The organism is Aquisalinus flavus, from assembly GCF_014640095.1.
GTDB classification, from domain to species: domain Bacteria; phylum Pseudomonadota; class Alphaproteobacteria; order Caulobacterales; family Parvularculaceae; genus Aquisalinus; species Aquisalinus flavus.
Genome location: NZ_BMGH01000001.1, coordinates 238,601 through 253,721, shown reverse-complemented (window position 1 = coordinate 253,721; position 15,121 = coordinate 238,601). Strand labels below are relative to the sequence as shown.

Annotated in this window: 13 protein-coding genes, 1 tRNA gene and 1 riboswitch; of the genes, 3 read left to right on the top strand and 11 right to left on the bottom strand. The window is 61.6% G+C overall.

Features of this window, described 5'->3' with window-relative positions; all coding sequences use genetic code 11:
• Positions 1 to 16: 16 nt before the first annotated feature.
• The gene (locus tag IEV88_RS01265; protein ID WP_188159490.1) at positions 17 to 1,387 is read left to right on the top strand and encodes a glycoside hydrolase family 9 protein; all 1,371 of its coding nucleotides are present in this window, start codon (positions 17 to 19) and stop codon (positions 1,385 to 1,387) included.
• A gap of 50 nt (positions 1,388 to 1,437) precedes the next feature.
• Here the strand turns inward: IEV88_RS01265 and IEV88_RS01260 are convergent, their stop codons facing one another.
• From IEV88_RS01260 to cpdR, 4 genes are all read right to left on the bottom strand, one after another.
• A complete protein-coding gene (locus tag IEV88_RS01260) occupies positions 1,438 to 3,036 on the bottom strand; it encodes an ABC-F family ATP-binding cassette domain-containing protein (protein WP_188159489.1) in 1,599 nt (532 codons plus the stop codon).
• Positions 3,037 to 3,167: 131 nt separating this feature from the next.
• The gene (locus IEV88_RS15365) at positions 3,168 to 3,365 is read right to left on the bottom strand and encodes a GIY-YIG nuclease family protein (protein WP_373291169.1); all 198 of its coding nucleotides are present in this window, start codon (positions 3,363 to 3,365) and stop codon (positions 3,168 to 3,170) included.
• Positions 3,366 to 3,459: 94 nt separating this feature from the next.
• Positions 3,460 to 3,534: transfer RNA gene (locus IEV88_RS01250), tRNA-Val, on the bottom strand.
• A gap of 160 nt (positions 3,535 to 3,694) precedes the next feature.
• A complete protein-coding gene (gene cpdR, locus IEV88_RS01245; protein ID WP_188159488.1) occupies positions 3,695 to 4,054 on the bottom strand; it encodes a cell cycle two-component system response regulator CpdR in 360 nt (119 codons plus the stop codon).
• 222 nt (positions 4,055 to 4,276) lie between these two features.
• Here cpdR and IEV88_RS01240 point away from each other — a divergent pair, with 222 nt between their 5' ends.
• Positions 4,277 to 5,191 carry an N-formylglutamate amidohydrolase gene (locus IEV88_RS01240; protein ID WP_188159487.1) on the top strand — a complete coding sequence of 305 codons (915 nt, stop codon included), beginning with the start codon at positions 4,277 to 4,279 and terminating at the stop codon, positions 5,189 to 5,191.
• A 387-nt stretch (positions 5,192 to 5,578) separates the two neighbouring features.
• Positions 5,579 to 6,793, top strand: coding sequence for a glycosyltransferase family 4 protein (locus IEV88_RS01235; RefSeq protein WP_229731387.1), 1,215 nt, complete (start codon positions 5,579 to 5,581; stop codon positions 6,791 to 6,793).
• A 25-nt stretch (positions 6,794 to 6,818) separates the two neighbouring features.
• Here the strand turns inward: IEV88_RS01235 and IEV88_RS01230 are convergent, their stop codons facing one another.
• From IEV88_RS01230 to IEV88_RS01200, 7 genes are all read right to left on the bottom strand, one after another.
• Positions 6,819 to 7,844 (bottom strand): cupin-like domain-containing protein, encoded by a 1,026-nt coding sequence (locus IEV88_RS01230; RefSeq protein ID WP_188159486.1) that lies wholly within the window; start codon positions 7,842 to 7,844, stop codon positions 6,819 to 6,821.
• A gap of 75 nt (positions 7,845 to 7,919) precedes the next feature.
• Positions 7,920 to 9,434: an FMN-binding glutamate synthase family protein gene (locus IEV88_RS01225; protein WP_206711303.1), complete on the bottom strand. Its 1,515-nt coding sequence runs from the start codon at positions 9,432 to 9,434 to the stop codon at positions 7,920 to 7,922.
• A 133-nt stretch (positions 9,435 to 9,567) separates the two neighbouring features.
• Positions 9,568 to 11,142 carry an aminomethyl-transferring glycine dehydrogenase subunit GcvPB gene (gene gcvPB / locus IEV88_RS01220; RefSeq protein WP_188159484.1) on the bottom strand — a complete coding sequence of 525 codons (1,575 nt, stop codon included), beginning with the start codon at positions 11,140 to 11,142 and terminating at the stop codon, positions 9,568 to 9,570.
• Positions 11,142 to 12,482 carry an aminomethyl-transferring glycine dehydrogenase subunit GcvPA gene (gene gcvPA / locus IEV88_RS01215; protein ID WP_188159483.1) on the bottom strand — a complete coding sequence of 447 codons (1,341 nt, stop codon included), beginning with the start codon at positions 12,480 to 12,482 and terminating at the stop codon, positions 11,142 to 11,144. The genes gcvPB and gcvPA overlap by 1 nt, the downstream gene beginning before the upstream one ends.
• A gap of 27 nt (positions 12,483 to 12,509) precedes the next feature.
• Entirely contained in the window at positions 12,510 to 12,872 is a 363-nt protein-coding gene (gene gcvH / locus IEV88_RS01210; RefSeq protein ID WP_188159482.1) for a glycine cleavage system protein GcvH, read from the bottom strand.
• 24 nt (positions 12,873 to 12,896) lie between these two features.
• Entirely contained in the window at positions 12,897 to 14,057 is a 1,161-nt protein-coding gene (gene gcvT / locus IEV88_RS01205) for a glycine cleavage system aminomethyltransferase GcvT (RefSeq protein ID WP_188159481.1), read from the bottom strand.
• Positions 14,058 to 14,187: 130 nt separating this feature from the next.
• A riboswitch (glycine riboswitch) is annotated at positions 14,188 to 14,283 on the bottom strand.
• A 93-nt stretch (positions 14,284 to 14,376) separates the two neighbouring features.
• A complete protein-coding gene (locus tag IEV88_RS01200; RefSeq protein WP_188159480.1) occupies positions 14,377 to 15,096 on the bottom strand; it encodes a MipA/OmpV family protein in 720 nt (239 codons plus the stop codon).
• Between the last annotated feature and the right edge of the window lie 25 nt (positions 15,097 to 15,121).

Below are 15,121 nucleotides of genomic sequence, written 5' to 3'. Positions count from 1 at the left end.
GGCGCAGATGGACCACATGTTCGTCAATGAGGGCTATCGCGTCTGGCATGGCGCCTCGCATCTGGATGACGCCCTCCAGGCCCCCGTCGATCACATCCACCACGACCTTTATGCCCAGGGTCCGACGACCGACACAGCCTTCGAGCCACTGGAACATATTCCCGGCCTGAATGTCGGCGGCTGGTATGATGCGGGTGACTTCGACATCCGGACTCAGAGCCAGTATGGCACGATCCGCGGCCTTGTTGCGACCTGGGACAAATTCGGCATCACCCGCGACCAGACGCAGGTTGAGCAGGAGATTCGTCATGTCGAAATGCATATCCCCGACGGCAAGGCCGACCTGTTGCAGCAGATCGAGCATGGCACGTTGCAGCTGGTCGCCCAGTTCGACGCCGTCGGCCACGCCATCCATGGCATCGTCGAGCCGGATCTGGGTCAGTACACCCATCTTGGCGACGGTGTGACCAAGACCGACAACCTCGTCTATGATGCCAGCCTCGGCGAGCACGAGGTTGCCGGCGAGGCTGGTAGCGGGCGCTCCGGCAAGCTCGACGACCGCTGGGCGTTCACCTCGAAATCGAGCGCCCTCAATTATGGCTCCCTCGCCGGGCTCGCCGCCGCTGCCCGCGCGCTGGAGGGATATAATGACGACCTGGCAGACAAGGCGCTGTCGATCGCCGTCGAGACCTTTGCCGAGGAGGAAGGCAGGGAGCCGGACCTCTACCGCCATGGCAACACCACCGGCGGGCCGCTGGAGGTCGAACGCTTCCGCGCTGCTGCCGAACTGCTGCTGACAACAGGCGAAGACATCTATGCAGAGGCCGCTGACCGCTACTGGGATGAAGCCAAGGGGGAGTTCTTCTCCGCAATTGGCACATCGGCTCTCGCCATCGTGCCGATGATGCCGGAGGACTACGCCGCCGAGGTTCGCACCGCCTCACAAGCCTGGCTCGCCGAGCGCGAAGAGAGCGCATCCGACAATCCCTTCGGTGTCCTGATCACAAGGGGCGGCTGGGCTGGCAGCGGCACCGTCGTCAACGGCGCGATCCTGCAATATGACATCCACCGCACCTTCCCGGGTCTTGTCGACACCGCCGAGATCTATGACGCGGTCGACTTCATCTTCGGCCGTCACCCGGCGCATAATCTGTCCCTCGTCTCGGGTGTCGGGGCGCAGTCGAAGAAAGTGTCCTATGGCACCAACCGGGCGGACTTTTCCTACATCGCCGGCGGCACGGTGCCGGGCATTCTGATCCTGAAACCGGACCTGCCGGAGAATCGTGAGGACTGGCCGTTCTTCTGGGGACAGAATGAATATGTCATCCCCAACGGCGCCTCGCATATCTATCTGATGAATGCGGTGATGGATCTGTCTGACGACTGATCTTTCCAACCGCGTAAAAGTAATACCCGCGCCACACAGCGCGGGTATTTTTATGCGACCTTGTTCTTGCTTCTGTCGGCCTGGGTCACCAGCGCGCGGTAATCGTTGAGGTCACCATCATAAACGCTCGCCCGGCCATCCTTGACCAGCCACAGCTGGTCGGCTGTCGCCTCTGCCAGGAAAACGTCGTGGGTGATCAGCAGGACCGCGCCCTTGAAATCGTTGATCGCGTAGATCAGCGCCTCGCGGCTGTCGATATCGAGGTGGGAGGTCGGCTCGTCGAGGATCAGGATATGCGGCTTGTCGAGCGACATCAGCCCGAGCAGCAGGCGCACCTTCTCGCCGCCCGACAGTTTCTCGACCGCCGTATCGACCTTTTCGTTGGAAAAGCCCATCTGCGCTGCCGTCGCGCGCTGCTTGCCGACCGGCGTACCCTTGGGCAGTGCCTCGGCGACATGTTCCAGCACGGTGTGGCCGGGGGTCAGCTCGTCCAGCTGGTCCTGCGAGAAATAGCCTACACGCAGGGCGCTGGCGGCAGTGCATTCGCCGGCCATCAGCGGCAGGCGCCGCGCGATCGACTTGACAAGCGTGGTCTTGCCCTGCCCGTTCGTGCCGACAATGGCGATGCGATCATCCGGATCGACCCGCAGGTCCACGCCGGAGAGTATTTTCGCGTCCTTGCCATAGCCGAGATCGGCATCGTGCAATTGCAGCATTGGCGGCGACATCTGATCCTTCGGCGCGGGAAAATTGAACGGCACCGTGCGCTCTGCCAGCGGAATGGAAATGTCCTGCATCTTTTCCAGCATCTTGACCCGCGACTGGGCCTGCCGCGCCTTGGAGGCCTGAGCCTTGAACCGGTCGACGAAGGACTGGAGGTGGGCGCGATCGGCGTCCTGCTTGGCCCGCTGGCTCTCCAGTTGGGCGACCTTGGCCGCGCGCAGGTTCAGCCAGGCATCATAGCCGCCGGGGCAGATCGACAATTGTCGGTGCTCCAGCGCCATCGTGTGGGTAACGCAGCGGTTCAGCAGGTCGCGGTCATGGGAGACGATAATGACTGTGTACGGATAGCGCTGGATATAGCCTTCCAGCCACGCCGCGCCTTCCAGGTCGAGATAGTTGGTCGGCTCATCGAGCAGCAACAGGTCGGGCTGGGAAAACAGCACGCCGGCAAGGGCCGCGCGCATGCGCCAGCCGCCGGAGAATTCGCGGGTCGAGCGGTAGAGATCGTCATTGGTAAAACCGAGGCCGGTCAGGACCGAGGCGGCGCGCGCTTCTGCCGTCCACGCATCGATATCGAGAAGCCGTGTATGAATGTCGGAGATCCTGTCGGGGTCGGTCGCCGTTTCCACTTCCTGCATCAGCCGGTGGCGTTCCTCATCGGCGGCCAGCACGACCTCCAGAATGGTCTCGTCGCTGGCCTCGACTTCCTGCGCGACCCAGCCGAGCCGGGCGCGGTTCTGCATCTTCACCGAGCTGTCCGGCGACGGCTTGGCGATTTCCTCCCGGATGATCCGTAACAGGGTCGACTTGCCCGTGCCGTTGCGGCCGACCAGCCCGACCTTCCAGCCCGGCGCGATATGGGCCGTGGCATTTTCGAAAAGCGGGCGGGCATCGACACGATAGTCGAGATTGGTGATTTTCAGCATGGAGGAAGCCTTAGACGTTGCAGTGCAACATGGCCATCTGTTTTTGAGGAGAATAGAAGAATGGCTGCGCCACTGGGAGCCGTAGGCCTACCAGAAGCGCTTGGCAGCGAATGCCTGTCCCGATCCTGACTTCAGATATCTTTCGAAAGCCAAGGCCTTTTCCTTGGATTCGAAAGCAGGATAGCCGACCAGCTTCCAAGGAACATATTTCGACGTATGTCGGGACTGGCCTGCATATGGGCCTTCACACGCTGCTGTAAGTCCTCGGTGAACCCCACATATTTTTGATCAGGGCTCGAAGTACTGCGGATCAGATAAACGTGATACATCTGAGAATAGCCCCCCTTCGCCAAGGCTTCGGGGCGCACTCCTTCGCCTATATCGCCTGGGATGGCTGTGCCACCCGAATCAGAAGGCGAAGGGTGGTGGGCGTACGTAGGATCGAACTACGGACTTCTACCATGTCAAGGTAGCGCTCTACCACTGAGCTATACGCCCGTCACACCATCAAGGCCAGGCGGAACGATGGCCGCCGGAGCGATGGGTATTAGCGCGGGGATTTACCGATTGCAACCCGAAAAAACTGCCGGAACGGCCCAAAAAGAAAAAGGGCAGCACATTGCCGCCCTGCCGGTTTCTTCGATCCAGAAGTCCTGTCTCAGGCAGCGATCATGCGGTCGACCTCGTTGACGAGATCCTTGAGGTGGAACGGCTTGGACAGCACCTTGGCGTCTTCTGGCGCTCTGTTGGCCGGGTTCAGCGCGACGGCGGCAAAGCCGGTGATGAACATGATCTTCATGTCGGGATCGATTTCGGAAGCACGGCGCGCCAGTTCGATGCCGTCCATGACCGGCATGACGATATCGGTCAGCAACAGGTCGAATTCGCGCAACTGCAATTCGGTCAGCGCCTCATCCCCCTGGCCTGCGTCGACCACGCTATGGCCCGCTTTTTCCAGCGCTTTTTTCAGAAAAGAGCGCATGCTCTCATCGTCTTCTGCCAACAGGATCGCCGCCATACTCAAGTCACCCTCTAGTGGTCGTCACACAGACATTATGTTTTTTTCGCTGCCCTTGATAGACCGATCAGGCTTAACACGCTCTTAATTGGCAGTCACTCATCTCCTGTGGGCAGGCTCTTTTTCCCCAAACCGTTATTGATTCGCCGGGCAAATGAGTGCCTTTATGAAACCGACGGAAAACATGCTGCCAAAACGGCATAAGGCTGCTAGATCAGGATCATGGCTTCGCGACCGACAGACAGGCTGACCGGCCACGACATGCAGGAGCGTTTTGCCCCGATAGAAATCGTGCGGCCCGTACAGTGGTCAGCGCCCTTCATTTTCGCCTCGCCCCATTCCGGCCGCCGCTATCCCGCCGCCTTTTTGAAGGACAGCGTTCTCGACCTGCACACGCTGCGCCGGTCCGAAGACAGCTATGTCGACCTGCTTGTCGACATGGTGCCGGGGCTGGGCGCGCCGTTCCTGAAGGCGCTGTTCCCGCGCGCATTCGTTGATGTGAACCGGGCAGCGAATGAGCTCGATCCGCTGATTTTTGCCGAACAGTTGTCGTCGGACAGCGATACCCGATCGAACCGCGTGCTTGCCGGGTTCGGGGTCATTCCCCGCCTCGCCGCCGATGGCCTGTCGATCTATCGCAAGAAACTGCCACTGTCGGAGAGCGAACGGCGGCTCCAACACTATTACCGGCCCTATCACGTCGCGCTGCAGGAGCTGATTGACGAGAGCATGGACCGCTTCGGCTGCGCCATCCTGATCGATTGCCACTCGATGCCGTCGCGCCATGTCTGGAACAGGCAGCGCAAAAGCAATGTCGACTTCGTGCTGGGCGATCGCTACGGCGCGTCCTGCTCGCCGGCGCTGGTGAGCCTCGTCCAGGGACTGCTCAACGATCAGGGTTACGCGGTGGCTCAGAACGCCCCCTATGCCGGCGGCCATGTCACCCAGTATTACGGCAATCCGGCAGGCGGCGTCCACGTGCTGCAGATCGAAATCAATCGCAGCCTCTATCTCGACGAGGCGCGCATCACCCGCACAGCAGGTTTCACCGTGCTGCGCTCTGCCCTGACCGCAATCTTCGCTGACTTTCTGAAAATAGACCCTGGCGCCCTCACCGTGCGGCAGGCGGCCGAATAGACCCTGGATTGGAGAACGATACTTGCGCCCGCTTCGGGCGGGAGCGCTATCATAGCCCCAAAAAAAAGCCGCGGCTCAGAGCCGCGGCAAGTTTAATAGGGAGGAAACGCCCAGGAAGGGCATGACGTCGAAACGTCGACTATGATAGTACTCATTTTTTTTAGGCACGCGATAGCAATTTTGCGGCGCAACAGTACAAAGACACAAACCGCCATTTATTTCATATAGGTTGATATTATATGTCACTTTAGACACCTTCTAAGGTTTTTTATGCTAAATACTCAGTATGAATTCTAGACTTAACGAGTTTTTGCGCTCGGAGAATTGGATTTGCCGCGACTGCTTTTGGCAGTACTATGCCTGAAACGACTCACCCGGAAGGTTTGAATGACGGAAACAGATAAACCGACAGAGGCCGAAACCGCTACCACCAGCAAGAAGCGGGGTGCCCTGAACCGTCTGGGCGCGGGGATGGCCCGGCTGACACGGGCAAAACAGAAATTCACGATGCCAAATCCGGAAAGCGGACTGAAGATCGTGATCGTTACCGATGCCTGGAAACCGCAACTCAACGGCGTGGTGACCACCCTCGACACGCTCGGGCGTATCCTCACGGCCAAGGGCAACAAGGTGATGTACATCACGCCGCTCGACTTCAAGTCGATGCCGATGCCGACCTATCCCGAAATCCGGCTGTCGCTGTTCCCCAACCGCAAGGTTGCCAAGATGATCAACGACTTCAAGCCGGATGCGGTTCATATCGCGACCGAGGGTCCCCTCGGCCGTGCCGCCCGGCGCTTCTGCCGCCGCCGGTCCTATCCCTATACGACCAGCTTTCACACCCGCTTTGCCGAATACACCTATGAGCGGTTCCGCTTCCCGGTCGAGTGGGGCTATGCCCTGCTGAGGGACTTCCACAAGCATGGCGAGACGATGATGGTCGCAACGCCCGGCCTGATGGACGAACTGGAGGGCCGCGGCTTCACCAATATGAAACTCTGGGCGCGCGGGGTTGACACCAAGATCTTCAAGCCGACCCCGTCAGACGTGATGGCAGACCTGCCCAAACCGATTTTCACCTATGTCGGACGCCTCGCCGTCGAGAAGTCGCTGGAGGATTTCCTCGATCTCGACCTCCCGGGCACCAAGGTGCTGGTCGGCGCCGGGCCGCAGGAGGCCGAACTCAGGGTCAAGTACAAGGGCAAGAACGTCCACTTCGCCGGGCCGCAGTTTGGCGAGGAGCTGGTAAAGTACTATTCAGCGACGGACGTCTTCGTCTTCCCGTCCCGCACGGACACATTCGGTCTCGTCAATGTCGAGGCGCTCGCCTGCGGCGTGCCGGTGGCCGCCTATCCGGTGCGTGGCCCCGCGGAGATCATGGCCGATGCCCCCGCCGGTGCCGGCTGCCTTGACGAGGATCTGAAAACGGCGTGCATGACGGCGCTGGAAAATCGCGACCCGGAAGCCTGCCGCCAGCATTCGATGAAGTTCAACTGGGAAGCCGGCGCCCGCCAGTTCATCGCCAACCTGGAAATCCCGGGCTTTGACGAGGAATTCTGGTTACGATCTGCCCAGATGATCGAGGACCCGTTTCTTCCCTGATCAGGCCACGAACTTTCGCGACCGGCTACTGCAGCTTGCTGGCCAGAAACCCTTTGAGGCGGCGCAAATTATCAGGGGTCATGTCGGCAAAGATGCCGCGGGCGTCCATCGGCACGTGGTCCATCGGCTCGCCATCGAGCCGGAAGATGTAGTGGTCGAACATCACCCGCCAGGCCGCTCTTTCCGGCGCCGGCAGGTCGCGCAGGGTCGTCAGGGCATGGAGGAGCGTGAAAAACGGCGTCACCATATAGTCCGGCCCTTCGCGCCACCAGTAATTCATCAGCATGCCAAACGACGTGAAGCTCTCCACATGGTGCCACCACATCGGCGGCACATAGACAGCATCGCCGGGTTCGAGATCGGCGATCTGCGCGGCCTTCATGGCCTCCCGGAATTTCGGGAAACGCCCGAAATCCGGCGCATGGAAATCGACAAGGCTTGAAGGTTGCCCGGCGAGGGTCAGGTCGAGCGGACCGACATAGAGATTTGCCACCTGTTCTATGGGGAACAGCGTATAGCGGCGGCGGCCGGCGGCGACGACGGCGATATTCTGCGGCAGGTCCCAATGCGCCGGGATGCGCGTGCGGTTGCCGATCCAGGCGGAGACGAGCCGGTCGGAGCCGGGTTCGAGCAGCGGCATCGGGTTGTCCGCATCCATGGTCGGCAGATGGGCTGGCACCGGTATGCCACCGGCATAGAGTGCATCGCCTTCCTCATCCAGCCGCGCCAGCAGGGCGTCGAGCAGGTCGCCGACAGGCATCGCCTGCCGCTCGAAATTGAAGCCTTTCAGATCGTCCGTATAGGCAAACCGCCCCTCGATCGCAGCGGCCCCGATAAAGGCCTGGACCGGCTGGGTATTGGCGTGAGACCGGAGATAGGCAGCAAGGGCTTCCGGCCCCTGCCTGCCTTTTTCGACCAGGGGCCAATGAGCACCAAGACCCTTCATCAGCACCGGGCAATTGGCCGGCTTGATCTCGTTTTCAAAAAGCGCCCGGTCGACATCATGGTAGACCGGCACGGAAGGGGTGTCGTTCCAGATATCGTCTGTCATGGCCGCAGTATGAATGCCAGTCATCCATGAAGGCTAGCACGACTTGCCGTGATGGTCAGGATGATCCACAGCCAATCAGCTGCGGCGCAGCAGAACTGTTTCAAGCGATTGATCAGGCTTGTTCGGCTGGATGGGCGGATAGACATCGCCATAACAAATCGAGCGGCCATTGCCCTGTACGATCCGCACATGGCGGCGCTGCAGCGCGCGTGGATGCGGGACGCCGCAGGAATGGGCGATATAGCCGACATCCTGATTGATCTTCTTCACATACATTGCCGCCTGTTGGGCCTTCGATATCGGATTCAGCCCGGCCTGCAGGCGCTTGTTGTGGGTCGTCACGCCGGTCGGACAGGTGTTGGTGTGACAGCGCATCGCCTGGATACAGCCGATCGCGAACATGAAGCCGCGGGCAGAATTGACGGCATCCGCCCCGGCGCAATAGGCCCAGGCAACTTCAGCGGGAGTCACAAGCTTGCCCGAGCAGATCACCTTGATGCGCTCGCGCAAGCCGTTGCGGGCGAGACCGTCGACGAGCATCGGCAAGGACTCACGCAACGTCAGGCCAACATTGTCCATCAGCGCCAGCGGTGCCGCGCCTGTGCCGCCATCACCGCCATCGAGGGTTATAAAATCGGGCGCACACTCCTCGCCACGCTTCATCACAGCCGCGCATAGATCATCGAGCCAGGTGGAATCACCGATGACGGTCTTGATGCCGACCGGCTTGCCGGAAAGCTTCCGCAGGCGGACGATGAAGTCAAGAAGGTCGTCGAAGCTGTCGATCTCGGGGTGACGGTTGGGGGAGATGGACGCCTCGCCCTGGCGGATACCGCGGATCATGGCGATCTCCCGCGTCACTTTCGCGGCAGGCAGAATGCCACCCTTGCCGGGTTTCGCGCCCTGGGCCAGTTTCAGCTCGATCATCTTGACCTGAGGTTTCAAGGCATTCTCGCGGAATTTTTTCTCGGAGAAATTCCCGTCCTCGTCGCGCGCGCCATATTTGGCCGTGCCGATCTGGAAGACGATGTCGCAATTACCCTCAAGGTGATAGGGAGACAATCCGCCCTCGCCCGTATTCAGCCAGCAGCCTGCCTGCGCCGCGCCATGGGAGAGGGCCCTGATCGCCGGTGCCGACAGGGAGCCATAGCTCATTGCCGATACGTTGATGATCGACTTGCCTTCATAGGGATGATCGGTGTGCGGACCGAAGATGACCGGCGGGCATTCCTCGGCCTGCGACTCCAGCGTCGCGAAGCTGGCCGGGACGAAGATCGGGGTGCCTGGTGTCAGCAGGTTCCGTGTCGAGCCGAAGGGCGCATTGTTGTTGCCGCCTTTGGAAGAAATATAGATCCAGTCGCGCTCGGCCCGGTTGAACGGCATCTCCTCGCGGTCGAGCGCAAAAAAATACTGCCGGAAAAACTCCCCCAGATGGCTGAAGAGATAACGAAAACGGCCGACGACCGGGAAGTTGTGCCGGATGGAATCCCGGGTCTGTGTCTTGTCGATAATCCACAGGAAAATGACCAAGAGGAAGGCAGTTCCCACCGCGAACACGAAGAGCGAGGCCAGAAGGTCTAGCCCGCTCATCGTAACATTAGCCAGCCAATCCATCACGCACCCCCGGAAATCAGTTGACGAAACTATAACAGATGCGATCGGCAAGTCTCATCACAAAGTGTCATGCCCCGTGTGAAGGGAGACGGGCACGGCACAGACCGTCTCATTCTGCAGCCATGCTCTTGTCGTCAGACGGCTCCCAGCGCAGCACCGGCTTTCGGGCGGCGGCGGTCTCGTCGAGGCGGCGGCGCGGCGCGAGCACCGGCGCGGCCTTGAACTTGTCGGCATTTCCGGCCTTCGCCTCTTTCGCGAGCGACAACAGCGCATCGCAGAACAGGTCGAGCTCGTGTTTGGACTCGGTCTCGGTCGGCTCGATCAGCATGGCGCCATGGACGACCAGCGGGAAATACATCGTCATGGGATGATAGCCCTCATCGATCATCGCCTTGGCGAAATCGAGCGTGCCGACGCCGGTATCCTTCAGGAAATCATCATTGAACAGCGCCTCGTGCATGCAGGTGCCCTCGAAGGCCGGGGTCATCTCCTCGGACAGACGGGCGAGCACGTAATTGGCGTTGAGCACGGCGTCTTCTGCTGCCTGGCGCAGGCCGTCACCGCCATGGGACAGCATATAGCTCAGTGCCCGGACGAACATGCCCATCTGGCCGTGGAAGGCGGTCATGCGGCCGAAGCTGTGATGGTCGCCCTCTTCCTGGCTGCGTTTCTCCACCAGGTGGAACCCATCTTCATCGCTGACCACATAGGGGATCGGCGCGAAGGGCGCGAGCGCCGCCGACAGAACCGTCGGACCGGAGCCCGGGCCGCCGCCGCCATGGGGCGTCGAAAAGGTCTTGTGCAGGTTGATGTGCATCGCGTCGATGCCCAGATCGCCCGGCTTCACCTTGCCGACGATGGCGTTGAAGTTCGCACCGTCGCAATAGAAATAGCCGCCGGCCTCATGCACCGCATCGGCCATTTCGCGGATGTCGCGCTCGAACAGGCCGCAGGTGTTCGGGTTGGTGACCATGATCGCGGCAACGTCCGGACCGAGCTTGGCCTTGAACGCCTCGATATCGACCCGGCCCGTCTCGTCAGCCGGGATGCCATCAACGGTGAAGCCGCACTGGGCCGCCGTTGCCGGATTCGTTCCGTGGGCGGATTCAGGCGCGAGAACGCGGGTGCGGGTCTCTGCCTCACCGCGCGCTTCCAGCGCCGCCTTGATGGTGACCATGCCGCATAATTCGCCATGGGCGCCGGCTTTCGGCGACATCGCGACAGCGGGCATGGCGGTCAGTTCCTTGAGCCAGCCGGCGAGCGTGTCGATCAGTTCCAGCGCGCCCTGCACGGTGGACACCGGCTGCAGCGGGTGGATGTCGGCAAAGCCCGGCAGGCGCGCCATCTTCTCGTTGAGGCGTGGATTGTGCTTCATCGTGCACGAGCCGAGCGGAAACGGGCCCATGTCGATCGCGTAGTTCTTCTGGCTCAGGCGCACGAAATGGCGCATCGCTTCGGGCTCTGCGAGACCGGGCAGGTTCATACTGCTCTTGCGCTCCAGCCCGCCAAGGCGCGATGTCGTGCCCTTTGGCTCCGGCAGGTCGACGCCGGTCGCGGCCATGTGGCCGGTCTCGAAGATCAGCGGCTCCTCGATCTGCAGCGCGCGATTGCCGGTGAAGGTCGTGACCGACTGGACCTCGATGTCTTCGGGACGGGACGGACGGCCCTGATTGTTCATGGACATTACAGCACCTCTTTCAGGGCGTTGGCGAACGCTTCGATATCTGCGTCTTGGGTGAGTTCCGTGGCGGCGACGATGAGGAGGTTGTGTTTGCTCTCGTCCTCCGGCCACAGACGGCTTCCGGGCACGCCGGCGAGGATGTCCCTCGCGGCGAGCGCCTCGACGACGTCCGCGGCATCCTTCGGCAGGCGCAGGGTGAACTCGTTGAAGAAGGCGTCATTGATCAGCTCGACACCGTCAATCGCAGACAGGGCGTCGGCAGTGGCGCAGGCGGCCTCGTGGTTCAGCGTTGCCAGCTTGCGCAAGCCTGTCTCACCCAGCAGGGTCATGTGAACGGTGAAGGCGAGCGCGCACAGGCCCGAATTGGTGCAGATATTCGACGTCGCCTTGTCGCGGCGGATATGCTGCTCGCGGGTCGACAGCGTCAGCACGAAACCGCGCTTGCCATCGGCATCGACGGTCTCTCCGCACAAACGGCCCGGCATGTTGCGCATGTATTTCTGGCGCGTCGCGAACAGGCCGACATAGGGCCCGCCGAAGTTCAGTGCGTTGCCGATGGACTGGCCCTCGCCGACGACGATGTCCGCGCCCATCTCGCCCGGGCTCTTCAGCGCCCCGAGGGAGACGATTTCGGTGACCACGGCGACGAGCAGCGCGCCCTTGTCCTGGGCAGCCTTCGCGATCGGTTCCAGATCGACGACATTGCCGAAAACGTCCGGTGTCTGAACGATGACGCAGGCGGTCTCATCCGTGATCAGGTCGATGACATTATCCTTGCCGTCGGGCGAGGCCTCGGAAACCGACGCCTTGCCGCCGACAAGGCCGCCATTCATGCGGGTGACCGATTCATAATGCGGATGCAGGCCGCCGGACATGACGATGCCGTCGCGGCGGGTGACGCGGCGGGCCATCAGCGCCGCCTCGGCACAGGCGGTCGAGCCGTCATACATCGAGGCGTTGGCGACATCCATGCCGGTCAGGGACGCGACCTGGGTCTGGAACTCGAACAGATATTGCAGCGTGCCTTGTGCGATTTCCGGCTGGTAGGGCGTGTAGGACGTCAGGAATTCGGAGCGCTGAATGATATGATCGACCGTTGCGGGCACATGGTGCTTGTAGGCCCCCGCCCCGACAAAGAACGGCCCGGCCCCAGCGGCGCGGTTCCTTGCCGCCATCGCCGCCATCTGCCGCTCCACCGCGAACTCGCCGGCATGGTCCGGCAGATCGAGCGGCGGGTTCAGCGCATCGGCGGGCACATCGGCGAACAGATCATCGATGGCCTTCGCGCCGACCACGTCCAGCATGGCACGGCGGTCTTCTGTGTCGAGGGGTAGGTAACGCATATCAGCTCTGTTTCCTTCAGCCGGTCTCTATTTCACAAACTCTTTATACGCCGCTTCGTCCATCAGCTTGTCGAGCTCTGAAGCATCCGACAGCTTGATCTTGACGAACCAGGCGGCACCGTCCGGATCGTCATTGACCTTGGCAGGCTCGTCGACGATGTCATTGTTGACCTCGACGATCTCGCCAGAGATGGGAGCGTAAACGTCGGACGCGGCCTTGACGGATTCGACCACTGCCATTTCGTCCTTCTGGCCGAAGCTCTTGCCGACATCCGGCAGCTCAACGAAAACGACATCGCCCAGCTGCTCGGCGGCGTGCGCGGTGATGCCGACAGTTGCGATATCGCCATCGACGCTCACCCATTCATGGTCTTCAGTAAATTTCTTCATTGCTCGCTCCTCTTGATCAAACTCTTATTTCTTGCCGCGGTAATAGCGCTGGGGCACGAAGGGCATCGCCACAACGCTCGCCGGCACCTGCTTGCCGCGCACGACCAGCATCACGCCAGTACCTTCTTGGGCAAATTCTGCATCGACATAGCCCATGGCGAGCGGGCCGCCATAGGTCGGGCCGAATCCGCCGGAAGTGACGGCGCCGATGGTCTTGCCGTCAGGGGACTGAATTTCCGTGCCTTCGCGGGCGGGCGCGCGGCCCTCGGGCTTCAGCCCGACGCGCAGGCGGCCCGTGCCTTCGGCGAGGTCCTTCAGGATACGATCGGCGCCGGGAAAGCCGCCTTCCTCGCGGCGGCGCTTGCCGATGGCAAAATTGAGATTGGCCTCGACCGGCGAGGTTGCCGTGTCCATGTCATGGCCATAGAGGCAGAGGCCTGCCTCCAGCCGTAGACTGTCGCGGGCGCCAAGACCGATGGGCTCGACATCGACATGATCGACCAGACGGCGGGCGACCTGCTCGGCTTCCTCCGCCGGAACGGAAAGCTCGAAACCATCCTCGCCGGTATAGCCGCAGCGGCTGAGGCCGATGGGCATGCCGTCGAAGAAGGTGTCGATGGACGACATGAACGGCATGCTCTCCGCCTCGGGAATGAAGGTCGCGAGGATTTCAGCCGCCAGCGGGCCCTGCAGGGCGAGCAGCGCGCGCTGTTCCATCACGTCGAGGATGGCAAGATGGCCGAGCTTTTCGCGGATCAGATCGAAGTCCTGATCCTTCACCGCAGCGTTGACCACGAGGAACAGACGGCCCTGATCTTCTTCCGTCGACGGGCGCGTGATCATCAGATCGTCGAGCACGCCGCCCTCTTCGTTCAGCAGGACAGTGTATCGGATACGACCAGTAGCGAGCTTCTCGATTTCGCCGGGCACCAATTGCTCGATCGTCGCGGCGATCGCGTCATGCGCTTCTGCCGTGCCGAGCGGGCCGGCCTTTGTGGTCAGCCACGCCTGGCCCATATGGGAGACGTCGAACAGGCCCGCCTTCTCGCGGACATGCAAATGCTCCTTCATCACGCCGAGCGGATATTGCACCGGCATGTCATAGCCGGCGAAGGGCACCATCTTGCCGCCCAGCTTCCTGTGGAACGCATCAAGCGGCAGTTTTTTCAGAGTTTCGTCAGTCATTCAGTGTCAGTCCCGGGATGGCTGCCTCAAAGCAGCGCCCCGGCTGTCACGGGACCTGAGAGATTCCGCAAAGCCCTGAGCGGGCCTGCTTGCTCCTTCGGTAGGATCGACCGATCCTTTTCCAGCCTTTGTCGCGTCGGCGGTCCCTTGTACCTGAGAGTTTCCGGGGCGGTTGCTCCTTCGGTGCCGGCCAGTCGTCAGAGCCGGGCTCTCCCGCCAAACGCGAAGCCCGGCAGAATCACCGGGCTTGACGCGGAGAATAGGCCGTCGAAGGGTTGAGTCAATCGACTCATTGGGTCACGGCAAAAAAAGCGCTCAACTAGAATTTTCGTACCAGCCCGAGCGCCACAAATAGCTGGTCTTCCCGCTCGACGATCGGGCTGTCGGCAGCATCGCCGGTCAGGGTGTCGCTGGCGATGATGCCCGTCGCGAACAGGCGGTCAGTGAGATCGTAAAAACCTGCCAGCTGAACGCCATAGGAGGTCACGCCGCCATCGGGATCATAGGGCGTGAAATTGCTCGCCGCGGACTGGTCCGGCGTGACACCGAAAAAGGCGTCGTGGCGCTGGTCATTGCCGATGGTCGCCCGCACGGACGGAATGATGGTCAGACGCTCACCGGTGGGCAGGCGCGTGCTGGCGTCAAGGACCAGTTCAGCGCCGGTGTCGCCGCCGAGGGACTGCATCAACGTCGCGCCGAGCGCCACATATCCCAGCCGATAGCGGCCGGCCACGCGCAGCGCCGGTCCGCCATCGAGATCGCCGAGCCCGCGAAGCGCTGCGCTGTCATCCTCGTCACGGCCGAAATCCCAGGCGATGCCGGCGGCAAGCGATGTCCCGGTTCCCCGCTCCCCGGCCAGCTGGACGCCAATGCCACGGATCGGATCGATGAAATATCTGTCGCGCCAGGTGATATCGAAATAGGGCACGACCATGCCCTGAACGGCGTCGGCGCCAGGATAGTCATTGCCGGCAATCGCGATGGCGCCAACCTGAATGTCCCAGTCGCCTGCCGTTGGCACCGGATCATAGCCCGGCACGCTTTCGCCCTCCTGCGCGACGGCA

Coding starts and splice junctions, on each gene's coding strand:
- gcvPA (WP_188159483.1), bottom strand. CDS start 12,482: ATGCGTTACCTACCCCTCGACACAGAAGACCGCCGTGCCATGCTGGAC.
- gcvH (WP_188159482.1), bottom strand. CDS start 12,872: ATGAAGAAATTTACTGAAGACCATGAATGGGTGAGCGTCGATGGCGAT.
- IEV88_RS01235 (WP_229731387.1), top strand. CDS start 5,579: ATGACGGAAACAGATAAACCGACAGAGGCCGAAACCGCTACCACCAGC.
- gcvT (WP_188159481.1), bottom strand. CDS start 14,057: ATGACTGACGAAACTCTGAAAAAACTGCCGCTTGATGCGTTCCACAGG.
- IEV88_RS01230 (WP_188159486.1), bottom strand. CDS start 7,844: ATGACAGACGATATCTGGAACGACACCCCTTCCGTGCCGGTCTACCAT.
- IEV88_RS01260 (WP_188159489.1), bottom strand. CDS start 3,036: ATGCTGAAAATCACCAATCTCGACTATCGTGTCGATGCCCGCCCGCTT.
- IEV88_RS01225 (WP_206711303.1), bottom strand. CDS start 9,434: ATGAGCGGGCTAGACCTTCTGGCCTCGCTCTTCGTGTTCGCGGTGGGA.
- IEV88_RS01265 (WP_188159490.1), top strand. CDS start 17: ATGTTCGTCAATGAGGGCTATCGCGTCTGGCATGGCGCCTCGCATCTG.
- gcvPB (WP_188159484.1), bottom strand. CDS start 11,142: ATGTCCATGAACAATCAGGGCCGTCCGTCCCGTCCCGAAGACATCGAG.
- IEV88_RS15365 (WP_373291169.1), bottom strand. CDS start 3,365: ATGTATCACGTTTATCTGATCCGCAGTACTTCGAGCCCTGATCAAAAA.
- cpdR (WP_188159488.1), bottom strand. CDS start 4,054: ATGGCGGCGATCCTGTTGGCAGAAGACGATGAGAGCATGCGCTCTTTT.
- IEV88_RS01240 (WP_188159487.1), top strand. CDS start 4,277: ATGGCTTCGCGACCGACAGACAGGCTGACCGGCCACGACATGCAGGAG.